Origin of the sequence: Massilia sp. Mn16-1_5, from assembly GCF_004798585.1 — a bacterium.
Lineage (GTDB): Bacteria > Pseudomonadota > Gammaproteobacteria > Burkholderiales > Burkholderiaceae_D > Telluria.
On the sequence record NZ_PPXQ01000006.1, the window covers coordinates 1 to 16,518 of the forward strand.

Below are 16,518 nucleotides of genomic sequence, written 5' to 3' on the forward strand. Positions count from 1 at the left end.
TACTGGCTGCCGGCTTCGCTGACCATGCGCACGGCGCGCTCGATGACTTCAGGGGAATACTTGGGTTGCTTTTTCATAGCTCCATTCTCTCAAACAATGGAGCCTCTACAAAACCCGGGGCGATTCATAATGTAGTCGTCCGGCTTTAGTACGGTCGCGTTTGACTCAGAAAGGAATTCCTGCAACCGGACTTCGCATATTTTGTCAATTGGCGGAAGTTTGCTCAGCTCAGACTCGATAATTGAAATTGATTCAGTCGTCGCACCTAAAAGTGAGCAGACGTTTCCAACAAGGGAGAAGCGCGTATTGCTCTTTGTGAGTCGTTCGCGGTAATGACGGTCGATCTCTTTAAGAACCACCTCGGAGATGATTAGCTGCTGGGGATGCACCTTAAATTGCCGTAGCTGGCTAAAGATACCTTTGTCGTAATCTTTTCCACTGTCATCGAAAGTGGTAGTGTCTACCGAAATAGCATTGATTTTATAGCTCTCAATCAGCTTCTTCAGTTCTGCAAGCGTCGCAGCAGAAGATTCTTTAGCTTCTTTCGGTGAAGTGATTGACATAGGAAATCCATAGGGTCGAATGCTCAGTCTAGCACACGAATAACCACTATCTATGTTTGGATTCTTGCCACGGCCGATAGCGCATGGAATGCGGCTGTTCGGACCCTGTAGTTGCAGAAGTGTACCCTTGCCTTCCGGCCGAACTGAACCTAAAGTGCACGGCAATGGTAGATGACTGCCTCGCTTACGCACGGCTGTTATATAGGTGAGGCTTAGAACTCAGACCGGTACAGGAGCCTCGCGTCCGCACGGCTCTTATATAGGTGAGGTTAGGAAGTCAGCACTCTCGACGCTGTCTGAGATCGCGCATGAATCCAGTTACGATCACGCGCAGGACCATCGCTACCTTCTCTGAATGCGGTTTGCTGAACCCCATGAGCTCCCGCACTCGCATTGGCGAGATAACCTCAAGAGACTGTAGCATCATGAACATCACGTTCCTTCTTAGCGGTCGGGTGTTTCCGCCCATACTAAGTGCCAGTGCGCCAGTAAGGATGTTGTCAAGGCCGGGGTAGACCTCACGGGCATCGTCCAAACGTGCGTAGTTCTCAAGATGAACCTTGGCTGTGTTGTCGAACCGCTTCCTAGACTTATCGGCGGTCGCAATAACTTTTGCTGCCTGTTCGGGTGCTGCGATCTCAGGCAGTGGTTGCGTCCAGAATGGTTCTTGGTCGGGCGCATCTGGGTTACGCCTGGCCTTGAGCTTTGGCGCGGCCCGCCTGTATTCATGTGGTGCCACTTCTCCAGTCTCAAGATTGATCTTGGCATCTTGCAGCCTGCCGCTCTCATCGAACATGTACGTTCGAAGGGTCTTGCGTTCTAGGTCGACCTTGGCTCTAGGCTCAGCGGTGCGTAGTTGTCTGAGAAGGATTGGGGAGGAGGGAACGTCTGTCGGCCGAGGCGCTGAAACTGGCCTGAACGAAGCGTACTGTGGCGCTTCATAGAAGTTGTAGGGCAGGAAGGGTGGGTACTTACCGCGTTGGAGGGGGGATGCAATTTGGGTCATGTGTGTCCTTTCGATTGATGCCGCGAACGGCGGTTGTTTTCTTGTACATAGCAAGCTTTCAAGGTGTAAAAAAACCGAACCGTCCAGTTAAGGAGCTCGTTCGGGTCAGTGGAAGGAAGGTAAGGGCGTTGTGCTGCCGTGCTATCTCTGCCACGAGAAGTGAATTTTCGCACGTTCTCGTTGGTAAGTCAAAAAAATACTTGACGATCCACTGAAACTGTGATCAAAGCGCTAGACCCCCGTTTAGGGTTTTGATAGAGAAACGCGTCGCAACCGTGCCATCGCATATAAACGGCTATGTATCTGATGAGCAGAGTGTTGACCAAAGGTGTGGTTTGCTGAGCAAATGGCGGTTGCTCTGTATGTTCGATAAAGGTCCAGTGGAACTTGCAGCGCTAGGAGCGACGCTACCCCTCAACGATAGAGCAAACATACCCTGCCCGAGGGGGCTGTTAGAAGCGCTGAGGGCGTTTTGCGGTCACGGCTGCCATTGCCACGCGCAACGCAGATCCGTGGCGTGGCGGTTCCTTATAACGCGTTTGCGCTGTCTCGTCGGGTGGATTGGACGAGTAGCCAGGGAAAGCTTAGTAGTCTCGGCTGTCGTGGCCCTCGCTCTCGTACTCAGGTTCCTCTCCGTCATCATCGTCATCGTGAGGAAGGATCGGTGTCCACGTACCGTCCTGTCGCTGGATGACGCCGGATATCTCGCTGTTACCGGGATAGGCCAGGAATTTTTCGGCTTCCTTCTGCACGAGGTCGAGCACTGGCACGCCAGCCTTGCGAACATGAAACCGTCGCTGCTCGCAGTCGATACCCACTTCCACCTGTAACCGTTTCAAGATGCTGTTAGCCCGCGATCTGCCGGGGAATGATTTCAAGTCCAGCCGTGCGAAGAAGTCAGCCTTGTCGATAATCTGGTCTGCGGCGAGGTCGGCAAGGTGCTGCTGTTCTTGTTCCACCAGTGCGGCAATACGATCTTCTGTTTCGTACAGCAGATCGCGGATAGTGTCGGATCGTCGGGCGGCATAGTCGGCCTTGAAGTCCTCCAGCTTGGCACGCTCGGCTACTAGCTGGCCTGTCACCACTTCCAGCTTTGCATTGATTGCGCTAGCGCTGCTCTGCACCAGTGCAAGGATGTTCAGCTTGGCTAGTATTTCCTTGAATGTGGGTTCCATGCTGCACACTCCAATGCTCCCGGCTTCGCACTTTCCCTTCTTCGCCTGATAACAGCGCATCCAACGTGGCGCAGTCTCGCCTTCCTTAGGCTTCCTGCCGTTGCCATACGTGTGCATGGCGCTTCCGCATAGCTGGCACTTGGCGATACCCTGCCATAACTGGAACTCTGGCGTCTGCTTACGGGCCTTGCCAGCGTTGCGGCCTGCTACTGCGGCCCGTGCGGCTTCAAATGTGTCCCGGTCGATGATAGGCGGGTAGAACATGAACGGCTCCCCGCGTGGCACTCGCTTTCCTTCTTCGGTCGTTGTATGCGGCTGGTACAGGCCCAAAACGGCTTCGTTGTTCAAGATTTGATGAATGGTCGAGGCTCCCCAGCCTTCTTTCGTGCGGAAAGCGGGGATGCCTTGTTCGTTCAGCATACGGGCTACCACGTTCCGTCCGTAGCCATCGCGGGTAAGCCGGAAAATCTTATCTACGATAGCAACCTTGGCCTTGTTCTCCTTGAACCCTATGGGCTTAGCTTTCGGGGTAGGCGGCTCGGTGCTTCCGTTGGCGTCGTACACCAGATCAAGCCATGCAGGCTTACTCTTGCCCAGTGGGATACCTGCCTTGGCTTGCTCCTGCTTGTCATGCCAACGGGATGTAATGCGGCGTGACTTCGTTTCCGATTCGGAGTGAGCGCGCGACATTTCCATAATCGATTGGAAAAGGTCGAACTGGTCGTAGTTGTCGGCGTGGTAGGTTTTGTCACCGTGCAGGGTATGTATCGTTATCCCAGCGTTGAGCAAGTCCATGAACCGGGGCAGGGCTTGGCGTACGTGCTCCCGGCTCAGCCGGTCGAGGCTTTCGACAATGAGAGTCGAGCCGGGACGAATCTCCCCGGCCTGCACCAGTGACAGGAACCGGGATAGCTCGGTGTTGTCGTCGCGGAGCTTGCCGGAGTAGGCAGAGATGCCCTTATCGAAGAACATGTACTCGCTGTCGCTGACAAGCTGTAGATTGTTCTTATGGCAGTAGGCGAGCGTGTCTGCAAGTTGCCGTCTATAGCTGTCGCCCTCGGCCTGTCGCGGGTCGGAGAATCGAATGTAGGAATAAACTTTGTTCATGGTGTGCAGTCTATCAGAGGTCGGTGCACGTCTGGCAGCACCAGCTCGGCTACCCGGTGCGCCTGCGCGGCGCCGTGCGCATCGGCCTGCCTTACCACTACGAGCTGCATGAAGACGCGACGCTGTCGGACTACAACATGGAAGCGCAGGGCGACCTGCTGGCGGATTACTTCGTGCTGAAATTCCTGCAGCGCCCCGAGGCGATGCGGCAGCGACGGTATGCAGGGCAACTAGCGCTCTACGAACGGGTGCTCGCAGATTTCCTGGCCAATCCCGCTAGCCGCCAGAACCTACACCGCGGCTTCGCACGCCGGCTCGCCATGCTGCCGCTGCGCCGCCGCGCGAGGTAGGGTGGTCGGCTATACCTTACTCTTTGCATCCACGCTGCCTCACCGCCGCCCACGCGTAACGCTTGCATCCACGCTGCCCGACACTGGCAGCCCTGTTGTTCCGCCCCCTGGGATCTGGACGCCTGCCCTCCCAAATTTGATTTTCCTCAATACTGCTGCACGGCAACAAATTAGGCTTATTCCTGCCCGTCCTTCCTGCATTCTGAACCGATCATGAAGTTGATTCCGACCTTGCTCCTCCTTGGCCTGCTGCTCCCCGCGCAGGCCGCGCGCCGCATCGGCGACGCACAGGTACGCATGGACGCGAACGGTCAGCCTTGCTTCACGATTTCCGAGCGCGAAGAAAAGCGCAGCGGCACGCCCGACTTCCAGGCCATCACCGTCAGCGAAGGCACACGCGTCCTCTGGCACATGGCCATGCCGCCCGATCGGACTTTTCCGGTCAGCTTCAGCATGTGCATTCCCTATGGGGGGCGGGTGACGGCCTTGCCGCAGACGCCGGCGCTGGACCTGGGGGAGGGCAAGATGTATCTGGTGCAGTTCGACGCCAGGCCGGGCAAGAATCCGCTCACGCCACTGCGCTACCAGGCGCAGTTTTGCCTGGACGCCAAACGTAGGCGCGTGTCGGCTTCCTGCCGTGCTCCCTAGCCGCTTGTCCGGTTGACGGGAATGTCGAAGTGCAGCACCTCCTCGCGCACCCCGAGTTTGCTGTAGAGCGCAATCGCCGCTTCATCCTCGGGCGCGGTATCGGCCTGCACGAAGATGACCCAGGCGCCGCGCGCGGCGGCGATGTCCTGCAGTGACCCGATCAGTGCGGTGGCGATTCCCTGCCGCCGATGCGTCGCGGCGACTGCGAGATCGTAGATGTAGATCTCGCTGCGCTCCTGCTCGAACTTGCGCAGTTCGTAGGCGCACAGGGCGCCCGTGACCTTGTCGCCTTCCAGCGCCGCCAGCGCGATGAAGCTGTCGCCGCCAAGCAGCGAACGCAGGTAGTCCGCGCCGGGACGCTTGCTCATATACGAGGCCGGATCGCCGAAGGCCTCGGCGAAGAAGTCCAGTACCGCGTCCATGAAAGCGGCGTCAAGAGGGCCGAGCCGGCGAACCGTGTGCGCAGTTCTATTCATGTCTCAGGCAATCCACCGGCAACAAGCGCGACGCCCTGCGCGCCGGATAAAAGCCGAAGAATACCCCGACCGCACTGGCAAACGCACACGCCACGATCACCGCGTTCAGGCCGACCCTGACGTCGAAATCGGCCGCCGCCGAGATCGCCATCGCCCCGCCCGCCGCGATCGCGATCCCGACCGCGGCGCCCGCCAGGCAGATCACCACCGCCTCGACCAGGAACTGCAGCAGGATGTCGCGCGGCTTGGCGCCGATGGCCATGCGGATGCCGATTTCGCGCGTGCGCTCGGTCACCGAGACCAGCATGATGTTCATGATGCCGATGCCGCCGACGACCAGCGAGATCCCCCCGATCACGCCCAGCAGGGCGGCGATGCCGGTCGTGATCTTGCCGGCGGTGGCGGCGAAGGTCGCCATGTTCTGCAGGCGGAAGTCGTCCGGGTCGTCGAGCTTGATGCGGTGGCGGTCGCGCAGGGTTTCCTTCATGTCCTCCACGGCGTCGGCCAGCACGCCCTCGCTCTTGCCCTGCGCGGCGATGTAGTGGACGTTGTCGGGGAAGGGCCCGCGCACCATGTAGGCGCGCGCCGCCGTGATCGGGACCAGCACCATCTCCGACAGGTCGCCGCCGTCGAGCTGGCGGCCTTCGCCCTGCAATACCCCTACTACTTGGAACGCGACGTTCTCGATGCGCAGGTAGCGCCCCAGCGGGTCCTGGCGGTAGAAGAACTGGTCGGCTACCTTCTGGCCGACGACTACCATGCGCGACGCCGCGCGCACGTCGTCGTCGGTGAACATGCTGCCTTGCTCGACCTTCCAGTTGCGGATCCTGAACATGGCCGGCGTCACGCCGTGCACGATGCTGGTCGAGGTCTCGTTGCCGGCCGCAAGCTTGAAGCTGCCCTGCAGCGCCGGCGCGGCGCCGGCCAGGGTCGGCAGGCGGTCCAGGGCGTCGGCGTCGGCCACCGTCAGCGAAGGCGCCGCGCCGCTGCGGCTGCGCTGCTCGGCGATGCGGTCGCCGCCCGGCATGATGTAGACCATGTTCGTACCGAGCATCTCCATCTCCTTCTTGATGAAGCGCTGCATGGTGGTGCCCAGCGCCAGCATCAGCACCACCGAGGCGATGCCGATCACGATGCCGAGCATGGTCAGCGCGGTGCGCAGGCGGTTCGCCGCCATTGAGCGGAAGGCTTCCACCATCACCTGGTAGAGCTTCATGCCGGGCTCCCGGACAGCAGCTGTTCGTGGCTGGCCGCGAGCTGGCGCAGCCCCTCGGCGGACGGGCCGTCGTACAGCACGCGTCCATCCTTCAGGCGTACCAGCCTGTGGCTCCAGGCGGCGATGTCGGGTTCGTGCGTGACCAGCACGATGGTGATGCCGCGCTCGCGGTTCAGTGTCTGCAGGCCGCGCATGATGTCGTCGCTGGTGTGCGTGTCGAGATTCCCGGTCGGCTCGTCGGCCAGGATCAGCGGCGGGTCGCCCACCAGTGCGCGCGCGATGGCGACGCGCTGCTGCTGGCCGCCCGAGAGCTGGTTCGGCGTGCGCTTACCGAGTTCTCCGAGGCCGACGCGTTCCAGTTCCTGTTTCGCCTTCGCCAGCGCCCGTGCGCGCGGCACGCCCGCATAGATCAGCGGCAGGGCGACGTTCTCGATCACGCTCATGCGCTTGATGAGATTAAAGCTCTGGAACACGAAGCCGATCGTGCGGTTGCGGATCTCGGCCAGTTGGGGACGAGACAGGGAACGGGTGTCGGCGCCGTCGAGGCGGTATTCTCCGCCGCTGGCCTGGTCGAGGCAGCCGAGGATGTTCATCAGCGTCGACTTGCCCGAACCCGACTGGCCCATCACCGCGATGAAGTCGCCGCGCTCGACGCGCAGGTCGACGCCGAACAGCACCGGCGTCTCGACGCTGCCGGAGACGTAGCTCTTCGTGACAGCCTGGATGTCGATCAAGGCTGCCGTCATCACATGTCCTCGGCCGGCTTGATCGAGCGCGTCACGACGCGCTCACCCGCTTTCAGGTCGCCGCTCACCACTTCGGTATACCGGAAGTTCGACAGGCCGATGCGGATGTCGACCGGATGCGCCTCGTTCTTCGCGTCGAGTTTATAGACCTTGAACATGCGCGCGGTCTCGTTCGCGGTGCGGAAGGCCAGGTCGTCCTCGAGCGGCGGCAGCGTGGCCTTGGCCGGTTCCTTGGCCGCCTTCGCCGCCAGCTCCTTGCGTTCCTTTTCCTGCTCTTCTTCCGACAGGCGGAAGCGCAGCGCCGCGGTCGGGATGCGCAGGGCCTTCGGCCGGTTGTCGACCACCAGCCGCACCTGGGCCGTCATGCCGGGCTTCAGCAGCTCTTCCTGGTTGTCGACGTCGAGCACGACGTTGTAGGTGACGACGTTCTGCACCACGTTCGGCGCCAGGCGGAACTGGCGCATGGTGGCGTTAAACTCGCGGCTCGGGTAGGCGTCGACCACGAAGCGTGCCGGCAGGCCGTCCTTCAGCGCGCCGACGTCGGCTTCCGAGACGCTGGTATCGATCTGCATCTTGGTCAGGTCCTTGGCGATCTGGAACAGATTCGGCGTGTTGAACGAGGCCGCCACCGTCTGCCCGAGGTCGATCGTACGCTTGATGATGACGCCGTCGATCGGGCTGCGGATCACGCTGTTGTTCAGGTCCGCCAGCGCGCGTTCGAGCTGGGCCTGCGCCAGCTGGCGGTTGGCCTGGGCGACGTCGAGCTCGCGGCGCGACTGGTCGAGCGCCAGGCTGGAGACGAAGTTCTGCGCCACCAGCTGCTTGTTGCGCTCGAAGCTGGCCTGGGCCAGGCGCAGCGAGGCCTGGGCCGAGGACACGCTGGCGCGCGCCTGGCCGACCTGGGCGTTGAAGATGGTCGGGTCGAGCTTGAGCAGCACCTGCCCCTTTTTGACGCGGTCGTTGAAGTCGGCGTTCAGCTCGACGACGGTGCCCGACACCTGCGAGCCGACGTTCACCAGCGCCACCGGATTGATGGTGCCGGTCGCCGTGACCGTATGCGTGATGCTGCCGGTATCGACGGCGCTGGCGCGGTACTTCAGCGGCGGCGTCTTGTCCTCGCTGCTGCGCTTGGCGTAGGCAAAGGCGGCCGCGCCCGCCACGAGCAGGACGCCGGCCGCGAGTACCCGCTTCTTGGTGAAGATTTTCATCGTGTCCCTGTCTGGAGAGATGGCAAATGAGATGCCAAATTGCAATCAATTCAGTGTCAGGGAATTCGCAGCGTTCGGCAATACAAAATGGATATGCACACGGCTAAATCGAATATGCATGTGTTGCGTGGATGCTTGGCGACGAAGGGCGCCGGCGATCCGTTAAAATGTCGCCATTCCTTCTTACCATTGCAGACATCATGACTCAGGACGAACTCAAGCAAGCCGTGGCACGCGCCGCCATCGATTACGTGGTCGACGGCGAAATCATCGGCGTGGGCACCGGCTCGACCGCCAACTTCTTCATCGACGAACTGGCGAAGATCAAGGACCGCATCAAGGGCACCGTCGCGTCGTCCGAAGCCACCGCGGCGCGCCTGCGCGGCCACGGCATTCCGGTGTTCGACCTGAACGAAGTCGAATCGATCGCCGTCTACATCGACGGCGCCGACGAGATCACCGGGCAGGGCGCGATGATCAAGGGCGGCGGCGCGGCACTCACGCGCGAGAAGATCGTCGCTTCGGTGTCGAAGCGTTTTGTCTGCATCGCCGACGGTTCGAAGCTGGTGAACACGCTGGGCAAGTTCCCGCTGCCGGTGGAGGTGATTCCGATGGCGCGCGCCGCCGTGATGCGCCGCCTGGCTGCCCTCGGCGGCCAGCCGCGCCTGCGCACCAAGGCAGGCAGCGATGATGCCTTCATCACCGACAACGGCGGCGAGATCATCGACGTCGCCGGCCTGCAGATCGCCGATCCGAAAGCGCTGGAGACGGAGATCAACGGCATCGTGGGCGTGATCGCGGTCGGCCTGTTCGCGCTGAGCGGCGCCAACGTCTGCCTGCTGGGCACGGCGGACGGCGTCAAGACCCTGAGCTTCTGATCCTGGCGGAGACGCAATGAAAGCACTGCTGGCACTGGTGGTGGCAAGCCTTCTGGGCGGCTGTTCGATGTTCCGTGCGCAGGCACCGGCCGCGCCGGTGGCGCCCAAGCCGGCTCCGGCCGCGGGGCTGGTCGACGCGAACGGCGTGCCGATCGAGCGCGTGCCGTATCGCATCGGCGTCTCGTCGGTGACAGTCGAGCAGCTGGCGCGCCAGCATGCCTGCGTCGGACAGGGCGCGGGACTGATCACCGAGCCGGGGCCGGTCGAGGTCTACCGCCTGCAGTGCAGCGACGGCAAGGTGTTCATGGCGCGCTGCGAGCTGCGCCAATGTCGCAAGATGTGAGTTATTCCCGAACGGCGCCTTTCACGGCGCCGTTTCTACTTCTTGCAATGTGCGCGCCAACGTCGACACGCTCGGATTGTCGACGAACACGCAGCGTTTTCCGGTACGCTTGCAGTGGTCCTTGACGCGCCAGTAGGCGCCGTGGCTGATGCAGCCGGTCTGGCAGATCACGAGGTCCGCCGCGGCCAGGCTGGCGTCGAGCATGCCGCTGCTGTCTTCCAGGCCGCCATCGTGGTGCGCAAAGCGGGCGCCGACGCGCTCGACGATGCTGCGGTAGATCGGCACGTTGCCGCTGCGGCCGCCGACGCACAGGATGCTGCGTTCCGCCAGGTGGACAGGCTGTGAGGGCAGGGCGGCCGGTTCCGGCAGCACTTCCGCTTCTGCCTCTACTTGAGGCGCCGGCTCTTCCCTCAGCGCGGCCAGTTGCGCTCGCAACGCTTCTTCGCGCGCTTCCATCCTTGCCAATCGATTGGCGAGCCGCTTGCGCGTTTCCAGTTCCGGAATCGAGGCGCGCAACGCCGCCAGTTCGGCGCGCGCCGCCTCGGCGTCGGTCTCCTTGCCGATCACCAGCGCGCGCAGTCCCATCAGCGCCGTCTCGTGTTCGCGTGCCGCGTTCGCCTTGTCCCGGACGAGCGCATTGCAGCGCTCCCGCGTGCCGGCCAGCTCGCGCTGCAGGCGGGCGTTATCGAGCAGCAGGGCCTTGTACTTCTCCATATCGACCCGGGCGCAGGCGCCGGCCTGGTGCTGCACCATGTGGATGTCGCGCGTCATCTGCTCTTCCAGGGCGCCGGTGCAGCGGGCATGGGTGAGACCTGCCCAGAAGGCGCCGGCGACGTTGCCCGCAGCGACGGCCTCGTCCCACAAGGCTTTCAGCGCGGCCGTGCTGCGCGCCTTGTGAAAGCGCGCCACCTCGGCCGCATAGCGCCGGTCGAGTTCCTTCTGCAGGGCTTCCGACAGGGGTTTGCGCGTCATGCATTCGTTAACGACGCCAACGTGCAGCTCGTAGTCGTCATGCTCGGGCAGGGCGCCGACCACCTTCTCGGTCAGCTTGCGCAGTCCCTGCATCGACAGGCCAACGCCGATCAGCGGGCAGTGGCAGGTATGGGACAGCTCCCATAAACGGCGGCGGCGCGAGCCCTGCGGGTGCAGGCCGTCCTCGGCGGAAGTGAAACGCGTGTGTTTATCGCACATGGCTTTCCTTTGGCTTAAATGCGAATGATTCTCATTTATATTCTAACGCGGATGAGGGAGGACGCAAGCGGAATTTATGGCGGACGAGACATCTGACTTGCTCGAAAAGTAATGAAGCTCGTACACTGGGCTATCAAGGTCTGCAAAAAGACCAGGAGCCGACCTTTCGACCAACGTATATGAGGTGCTCGATGAAATTCAAAGGAACTTCCGCCTTGGCTGCAGCAATGCTAACGGGTAGTGGCAGTGCATATGCGGATCAACCGACACCCGCTGTTGTAGCGGTTCACTACGTGGTAAATGAGCAATTGGCGGAGCATCTGGAAAAGTCGGTACTCGATCCGCTTGAACGCACTTGTATTGCGCTTCCGCGGGTATCGAGAGTGACTTCGACAGCAAGTGACGGTTACGTCGATCTCGAGGTCCAGTTCGAGGGAGGCGCTTCCGAGCAGGATCGCGAGACAGTGAGCAGGCGGGTCGAGGAGTTGGCAGCCGAGGTGGTGGCGACGTCCCGCACGGTGCGTCTCGCATCGCCACGCTTATAAGATTGCTTGGCCTAAAGATCAATCCTCATGGCCGGTCAGGCAGGCGCGACAGCTTACCGAATGCGTCTCGCTCGATCAAGCAGCCTATGCCAGTCCGCCGCCGCTCCGGTATCATACGGGGATGAATCAGATTTCTTCCCCCCCGTTTGTCATTGGTGTCGCCGGCGGTAGCGGCAGTGGCAAGTCAACGGTGACCCAGCAGGTGCTGGCTTCCTTCGGCGCCGAGATGGTGTCGGTCGTGATGCAGGACGATTACTACCGCGACCAGTCCGACCTCACCCCGGAAGTGCGCCGCAAGCAGAATTACGACCATCCCGATGCGTTCGACTGGCCCTTGCTGGTGCAGCATGTCCAGGCCCTGCGCAACGGCGAAACGATCCAGATGCCGGAGTACGACTTCACGATCGACAACCGCTCCGACAAAACCATTCCCGTCAAGCCGGCCCCGGTCATCGTGATCGAAGGCCTGTTTGCCCTGTATGACGCAGATTTGCGCAAGATGATGTCGCTGAAGATCTTTGTCGACACCGCCGCGGACGTCCGTTTCATCCGCCGCATGCAGCGCGATATTGCCGAGCGTGGCCGCACGACGGAGAGCATCGTCAACCAGTACCTGGAAACGGTGCGCCCGATGCACAAGCAGTTCATCGAGCCGACCAAACGCCACGCCGACGTCATCCTGCCGCACGGCGCGAATGGCCCGGCGGTCGACGTGATCACCACCAAGGTGGCAAGCGTCATCGGCCAGCTCAAGCGGTCCTGATTATTCGCTGACCCTGCCGCGCAGCGCCTTGATCTGGCCGCTGCGCGTTTTTTCATCCAGCCGGCGCCGCTGCGAGCTGCGCGTCGGCTTGGTCGGCCGGCGCACCGTCGGCACCACGGCCGCGGCGTCGATCAGCGCCTGCAGGCGCTGCAGGGCGTCTTCCTTGTTCTGTTCCAGGCTGCGCGACTGCTGGGCTTTCAGTACCAGCACGCCTTCGCGCGTGATGCGGGTGTCGCGCATCTCGAGCAGGCGTTCCTTGACGTAGTCCGGCAACGAGGACGCCCTGACGTCGAAGCGCGCGTGCACGGCACACGAGACCTTGTTGACGTTCTGGCCGCCCGGGCCCTGGGCGCGGATGGCGATGAACTCGACTTCGGAGGGGAGGAGGGTAGAAACCACGGTGCTTCCGTTTATCTGAAACGCATGACTGGCATGCATGCTAACAAAATGATGCAAATGTAACAACTGTAACGTGCGGCCCTTGTCCGTGGAAACGTGTAATCTGACCATAACAATTTGATAAGGAGCTCACCATGAACAAGACTGCCATTTCCGCCCTGATGTTTGCTGTTGCCATCGCCGCTACCGGTTGCAAGAAAGCCGACAACGATCCATCGACCGGTCCAGCCCAGGAAGCCGGCAAGGCCATCGACAATACCGCCGCCAACGCCGCCCAGGAAACCCGTGAAGCAACTGCCGCTGCCGGCGCCGCTGCCGAGCGTGCAGGCGACCGTATCGAGAACGCCACCGATCGCGCTGCCGCCAACGTCGACGCCGCAACCGACCGCGCCGCTGCCAACATGAAGGAAGCCGGCGCCGAGATCCGCCAGGAATCGCGTGAAGCTGCGCAGGACGTGAAGGAAGGCGCCGCGAATGCTACCAACTCGGCCGGCAAGGCAGTGGAGCGTGCCGGCGAAAAGATGCAGGACGCCTCGAAGTAAGTCTAGCCCGGCATTTGAAGAAGCCCGTGCACCCGCCAAGGGTTGCGCGGGCTTTGTCGCGTCTGCTCAATCCTGCGCGATGTGAATCTTGCTCTTGATGTGCTTGAGGCTGGCGACAATCGTGAAGGTCATGATCACCAGCAGCGACCACGAACTCCACTTGCTGATGTGGACGGCGGACCAGGCGCCCAGCTGGTTCGGATAGCGCCAGATGCCCCAGAAGGTGCTGATGTTTTCTGCCAGCCAGATGAAGAAGCCGATCAGGATGAAGCCCAGCATCAGCGGCATCTGGCGGTCGCGGTCGAGCGGGCGGTAGATGACGGTGGTACGCGAATACAGGCCCAGCGCGCAGGCCGCCAGGTACCAGCGGTAGTCGCCGATGTAGTGGTGGGTGAAGAAGTTCGCGTAGATCAGGATCGCGATCGTCGCCGCCATCCAGTAGGGCGGGTGGTGGCGGATGCGCAGGTCGAACATGCGCCAGGCCTGCACGATGTAGCTGCCGACCGAGGCGTACATGAAGCCGGCGAACAGCGGTACGCCGAAGATCTTGGTGTACGCAAAATCCGGATAGCTCCAGGACTGGATGCTGCCCGACACCTTGAATGCCTCCAGCGCGAACCCGACCATGTGGAACAGGCAGACGGCCTTCAGTTCGTCCCAGGTCTCGAGCTTCGCGTACACCATCCAGAACTGGATTCCCAGCGCGACGATCAGCAGCAGGTCGTAGCGCGGGATGCCGAACAGGCCGGCGCGCGGCATGACCAGCACGGTAGCCATGAAGGTGAAGACGAACAGGCAGGAGCGCGCGTTCTTGAAGCCGAAATAGAGGAACTCGACCAGGCCGCGGCGCAGGCTTTTCAAATCGCGCGGGCGGTCGTCCATCAGCAGGTTGTCGAATGCGGCGAGCATGTTCATCTTTTTCTTTGAGGCCGGATGGCGGTCCGTCGATTGTACGACGGGCTCCGCGGCGCCAGCCAAATCTCAGCGGCGCGACAATCGGATTTCGTCATCGGGAGTTGTATCGTGAACACGGACATCGTTTGCACTATCGGCCACTCGAACCGGCCGATCGAGGAATTCATCGACCTGCTGCGCCAGAACGAGGTGGTGGTGCTGCTCGACATCCGCACCGTGCCGAAGTCGCGCCACAATCCGCAGTTCGGCCAGGACCAGCTGCCGTTGTCGCTGAAGGAGGCCGGCATCGAGTACCGGCAAATGCCCGGCCTGGGCGGCCTGCGCCGGCCCAAGCCCGACTCGGTCAACAGCGGCTGGCGCAATACCTCCTTCCGCGGCTATGCCGACTACATGCAGACGCCGGACTTCGCGAAGAACGTGGATGCGGTGATCGACCTGGCAAGTAACACGCGCTGCGTGCTGATGTGCGCCGAATCGGTGCCCTGGCGCTGCCACCGCTCGCTGGTGGCCGACGCGCTGCTGGTGCGCGGCATACCGGTCGAGCACATCATCAATCCGGGCAAGAGGAAACCGGCCACACTGACGCCGTTCGCCAAGGTGGAGGGGACGCGGATTACCTATCCGCCCGAAGGGGGCGAGCAGATCGGACTGGATTTCGGGTGATGACGGTAGGGTGGACGGGTTCCCCGTCCACGCGTTCAACCGGCTGGTGATATGCCGCGAATGATCCGAGGGTTGTGGGACGCGTGGACGGGAGACCCGTCCACCCTACGGATGGGGGAGCGGCTTGCGTAAAAATCAGGCGGTTGGCGGCACGTAACCGACGGCCTGGTCGGCGCCTTCGCCGAAGAAATGCTTTTCCATCTGGGTCGCCAGGTACTTGCGTGCGCGGTCGTCGGCCAGGTTCAGGCGGTTCTCGTTGATCAGCATGGTCTGGTGCTTGAGCCAGCCCTGCCAAGCTTCTTTCGAGACGGACAGGTACAGTTTCTTGCCCATTTCGCCAGGGACCGGCGGAAAGTCCAGCCCTTCGGCTTCCTTGTTCAATTTAACGCAGTGGACGGTGCGGGCCATGTAATGCTCCTGATTCGGTGTAAGGTAAAGCGCAATTATAAGTTCTTGATGAAGATCTGTGACTTGCGCTGCCAGTTATACATGTGCTGGCGGTCCTTCGGCAGGTCGTCCACGGTCGCGGGCTGGAAGCCGCGCTTCTTGAACCAGTGCGCGGTACGCGTGGTCAGCACGAACAGTTTCGTCAGGCCCGCCGCGCGCGCGCGGTTTTCCATGTGCTTGAGGATGCGTTCGCCGTCGCCCTGGGCCTGCACGTCCGGATTCACGGTGAGGCAGGCCATCTCGCCCATTTTCTCTTCCGGGAAGGGGTACAGGGCCGCGCAGCCGAAGATCACGCCGTCGTGCTCGATGACGGAGAACTGCTCGATCTCGCGTTCGATCAGTTCGCGGCCGCGGTAGACCAGGGTGCCGTCGGCTTCCAATGGTTCGATCAGCTTGATAATTCCGCCGACGTCCTCAATTGTGGCTTGTCTCAGGCTTTCCAGGTTCTCGTGGCTGATCATGGTGCCGACGCCGTCGTGGGTGAACAGCTCGAGCAGGGCCGATCCGTCCATCTCGAAGGGCACGATGTGGGCGCGGTCGACGCCGCTGTTGCAGGCCTTGATCGCGTGGCGCAGGTAGAAGGCCGCGTCGGGCGGCAGGAAGTTCGCCTGCAGCACGGCTTCGGCCTGGTGCGAAGACAATTCGCGAATCTCGGTGCCGGCGGCATCCGACATCATCGGCGTTTCCGTGATGTAGATAAGCTTATCGGCATGCAGGGCGATCGCGGCGGAGGCGGCCACGTCTTCCATGGTCAGGTTGAAGACTTCGCCGGTCGGCGAGAAGCCCAGCGGCGAGAGCAGCACCAGGTTGTCCTCGAACTGCAGGATCGGGGCGATCTTCTCGGCCGAGATCTTGCGCGTCACGCCCGTGAGTTCGAAATCGACGCCGTCGATCACGCCCAGCGGACGGGCGACCACGAAGTTACCCGAGACGATGCTGATCTGCGCGTGCGACATCGGCGTGTTCGGCAAACCCTGGCTGAAGGCCGCTTCGATATCGAGGCGCAGTTCGCCCGCCGCTTCCTTGGCGCATTCCATGGCCGCGGTGTCGGTGATGCGTACGCCGTTGTGGAAGCGTCCCTCGACATTGCGCAGCGCGAGCTGCTCGGCCACCTGCGGCCGCGAGCCGTGCACCAGCACGATGCGGATGCCGAGTGCGACCAGCAGGGACAGGTCTTGCGCCAGCACCGGCAGGGCGCCGGCGGCGACCAGTTCGCCGGGAAAAGCGACGACAAAGGTCTTGCCGCCAAAGGCATGAATATACGGCGCGACAGAGCGCAGCCACTGGACGAATTGGGTAGGGTTTTCCATTTGCCGCATTATAATTCGCTGCGCGAC

Annotated in this window: 20 protein-coding genes; 8 read left to right on the plus strand and 12 right to left on the minus strand. The window is 61.9% G+C overall.

Annotation, left to right across the window (positions count from 1 at the left end; all coding sequences use genetic code 11):
• Nucleotides 1-89: 89 nt before the first annotated feature.
• From C2862_RS08280 to C2862_RS08290, 3 genes are all read right to left on the minus strand, one after another.
• A complete protein-coding gene (locus C2862_RS08280; RefSeq protein ID WP_136219657.1) occupies nt 90-563 on the minus strand; it encodes a PIN domain-containing protein in 474 nt (157 codons plus the stop codon).
• 277 nt (nt 564-840) lie between these two features.
• Nucleotides 841-1,569 carry a hypothetical protein gene (locus C2862_RS08285; RefSeq protein WP_136219658.1) on the minus strand — a complete coding sequence of 243 codons (729 nt, stop codon included), beginning with the start codon at nt 1,567-1,569 and terminating at the stop codon, nt 841-843.
• A 584-nt stretch (nt 1,570-2,153) separates the two neighbouring features.
• Entirely contained in the window at nt 2,154-3,851 is a 1,698-nt protein-coding gene (locus C2862_RS08290) for a recombinase family protein (protein ID WP_136219659.1), read from the minus strand.
• A 23-nt stretch (nt 3,852-3,874) separates the two neighbouring features.
• On the opposite strand from C2862_RS08290, the gene C2862_RS08295 reads away from it, so the two are divergent.
• Both C2862_RS08295 and C2862_RS08300 read left to right on the plus strand, forming a co-directional pair.
• The gene (locus tag C2862_RS08295) at nt 3,875-4,201 is read left to right on the plus strand and encodes a hypothetical protein (RefSeq protein WP_210735928.1); all 327 of its coding nucleotides are present in this window, start codon (nt 3,875-3,877) and stop codon (nt 4,199-4,201) included.
• Nucleotides 4,202-4,414: 213 nt separating this feature from the next.
• Nucleotides 4,415-4,849, plus strand: a complete 435-nt coding sequence (locus C2862_RS08300) for a hypothetical protein (RefSeq protein ID WP_136219660.1) — start codon at nt 4,415-4,417, stop codon at nt 4,847-4,849.
• Here the strand turns inward: C2862_RS08300 and C2862_RS08305 are convergent.
• The 4 genes from C2862_RS08305 to C2862_RS08320 are packed head-to-tail and all read right to left on the minus strand — an operon-like array spanning nt 4,846 to nt 8,495.
• Nucleotides 4,846-5,325 carry an AAC(3)-I family aminoglycoside N-acetyltransferase gene (locus tag C2862_RS08305; RefSeq protein ID WP_136219661.1) on the minus strand — a complete coding sequence of 160 codons (480 nt, stop codon included), beginning with the start codon at nt 5,323-5,325 and terminating at the stop codon, nt 4,846-4,848. The two genes, C2862_RS08300 and C2862_RS08305, sit on opposite strands and share 4 nt — an antisense overlap.
• Nucleotides 5,318-6,541 (minus strand): ABC transporter permease, encoded by a 1,224-nt coding sequence (locus tag C2862_RS08310; protein ID WP_229467349.1) that lies wholly within the window; start codon nt 6,539-6,541, stop codon nt 5,318-5,320. The genes C2862_RS08305 and C2862_RS08310 overlap by 8 nt, the downstream gene beginning before the upstream one ends.
• The gene (locus C2862_RS08315; RefSeq protein ID WP_136219662.1) at nt 6,538-7,287 is read right to left on the minus strand and encodes an ABC transporter ATP-binding protein; all 750 of its coding nucleotides are present in this window, start codon (nt 7,285-7,287) and stop codon (nt 6,538-6,540) included. Before C2862_RS08315 ends, C2862_RS08310 begins: the two co-directional genes overlap by 4 nt.
• Nucleotides 7,287-8,495: an efflux RND transporter periplasmic adaptor subunit gene (locus C2862_RS08320; protein WP_136219663.1), complete on the minus strand. Its 1,209-nt coding sequence runs from the start codon at nt 8,493-8,495 to the stop codon at nt 7,287-7,289. Before C2862_RS08320 ends, C2862_RS08315 begins: the two co-directional genes overlap by 1 nt.
• 200 nt (nt 8,496-8,695) lie before the next feature.
• Between C2862_RS08320 and rpiA the strand changes: the two genes are divergently transcribed.
• Complete coding sequence (rpiA, locus tag C2862_RS08325) at nt 8,696-9,373, plus strand: ribose-5-phosphate isomerase RpiA (protein ID WP_136219664.1); 678 nt, start codon at nt 8,696-8,698, stop codon at nt 9,371-9,373.
• 16 nt (nt 9,374-9,389) lie between these two features.
• The gene (locus C2862_RS08330) at nt 9,390-9,716 is read left to right on the plus strand and encodes a hypothetical protein (RefSeq protein WP_136219665.1); all 327 of its coding nucleotides are present in this window, start codon (nt 9,390-9,392) and stop codon (nt 9,714-9,716) included.
• A 21-nt stretch (nt 9,717-9,737) separates the two neighbouring features.
• On the opposite strand, the gene C2862_RS08335 is transcribed toward C2862_RS08330, so the two are convergent.
• A complete protein-coding gene (locus C2862_RS08335; protein WP_136219666.1) occupies nt 9,738-10,907 on the minus strand; it encodes a DUF2325 domain-containing protein in 1,170 nt (389 codons plus the stop codon).
• 191 nt (nt 10,908-11,098) lie between these two features.
• Here C2862_RS08335 and C2862_RS08340 point away from each other — a divergent pair, with 191 nt between their 5' ends.
• Complete coding sequence (locus tag C2862_RS08340; RefSeq protein WP_136219667.1) at nt 11,099-11,452, plus strand: efflux RND transporter permease subunit; 354 nt, start codon at nt 11,099-11,101, stop codon at nt 11,450-11,452.
• A 121-nt stretch (nt 11,453-11,573) separates the two neighbouring features.
• Nucleotides 11,574-12,215 carry a uridine kinase gene (gene udk, locus C2862_RS08345; RefSeq protein ID WP_136219668.1) on the plus strand — a complete coding sequence of 214 codons (642 nt, stop codon included), beginning with the start codon at nt 11,574-11,576 and terminating at the stop codon, nt 12,213-12,215.
• Here udk and arfB read toward each other — a convergent pair whose 3' ends face one another.
• The gene (arfB, locus tag C2862_RS08350; protein WP_136219669.1) at nt 12,216-12,653 is read right to left on the minus strand and encodes an alternative ribosome rescue aminoacyl-tRNA hydrolase ArfB; all 438 of its coding nucleotides are present in this window, start codon (nt 12,651-12,653) and stop codon (nt 12,216-12,218) included.
• 95 nt (nt 12,654-12,748) lie between these two features.
• Here arfB and C2862_RS08355 point away from each other — a divergent pair, with 95 nt between their 5' ends.
• On the plus strand, nt 12,749-13,156 hold the full coding sequence (locus C2862_RS08355) for a hypothetical protein (protein ID WP_229467350.1): 408 nt from the start codon (nt 12,749-12,751) through the stop codon (nt 13,154-13,156).
• Between the two features lie 66 nt (nt 13,157-13,222).
• On the opposite strand, the gene C2862_RS08360 is transcribed toward C2862_RS08355, so the two are convergent.
• On the minus strand, nt 13,223-14,038 hold the full coding sequence (locus C2862_RS08360) for a DUF817 domain-containing protein (protein ID WP_373888250.1): 816 nt from the start codon (nt 14,036-14,038) through the stop codon (nt 13,223-13,225).
• A 141-nt stretch (nt 14,039-14,179) separates the two neighbouring features.
• Between C2862_RS08360 and C2862_RS08365 the strand changes: the two genes are divergently transcribed.
• Complete coding sequence (locus tag C2862_RS08365) at nt 14,180-14,734, plus strand: DUF488 family protein (RefSeq protein WP_229467351.1); 555 nt, start codon at nt 14,180-14,182, stop codon at nt 14,732-14,734.
• Between the two features lie 135 nt (nt 14,735-14,869).
• Here the strand turns inward: C2862_RS08365 and C2862_RS08370 are convergent, their stop codons facing one another.
• Together C2862_RS08370 and argA are read right to left on the minus strand one after the other, a co-directional pair.
• Nucleotides 14,870-15,142 carry an oxidative damage protection protein gene (locus C2862_RS08370; protein ID WP_136219671.1) on the minus strand — a complete coding sequence of 91 codons (273 nt, stop codon included), beginning with the start codon at nt 15,140-15,142 and terminating at the stop codon, nt 14,870-14,872.
• 35 nt (nt 15,143-15,177) lie between these two features.
• Nucleotides 15,178-16,491, minus strand: coding sequence for an amino-acid N-acetyltransferase (argA, locus tag C2862_RS08375; RefSeq protein WP_136219672.1), 1,314 nt, complete (start codon nt 16,489-16,491; stop codon nt 15,178-15,180).
• Between the last annotated feature and the right edge of the window lie 27 nt (nt 16,492-16,518).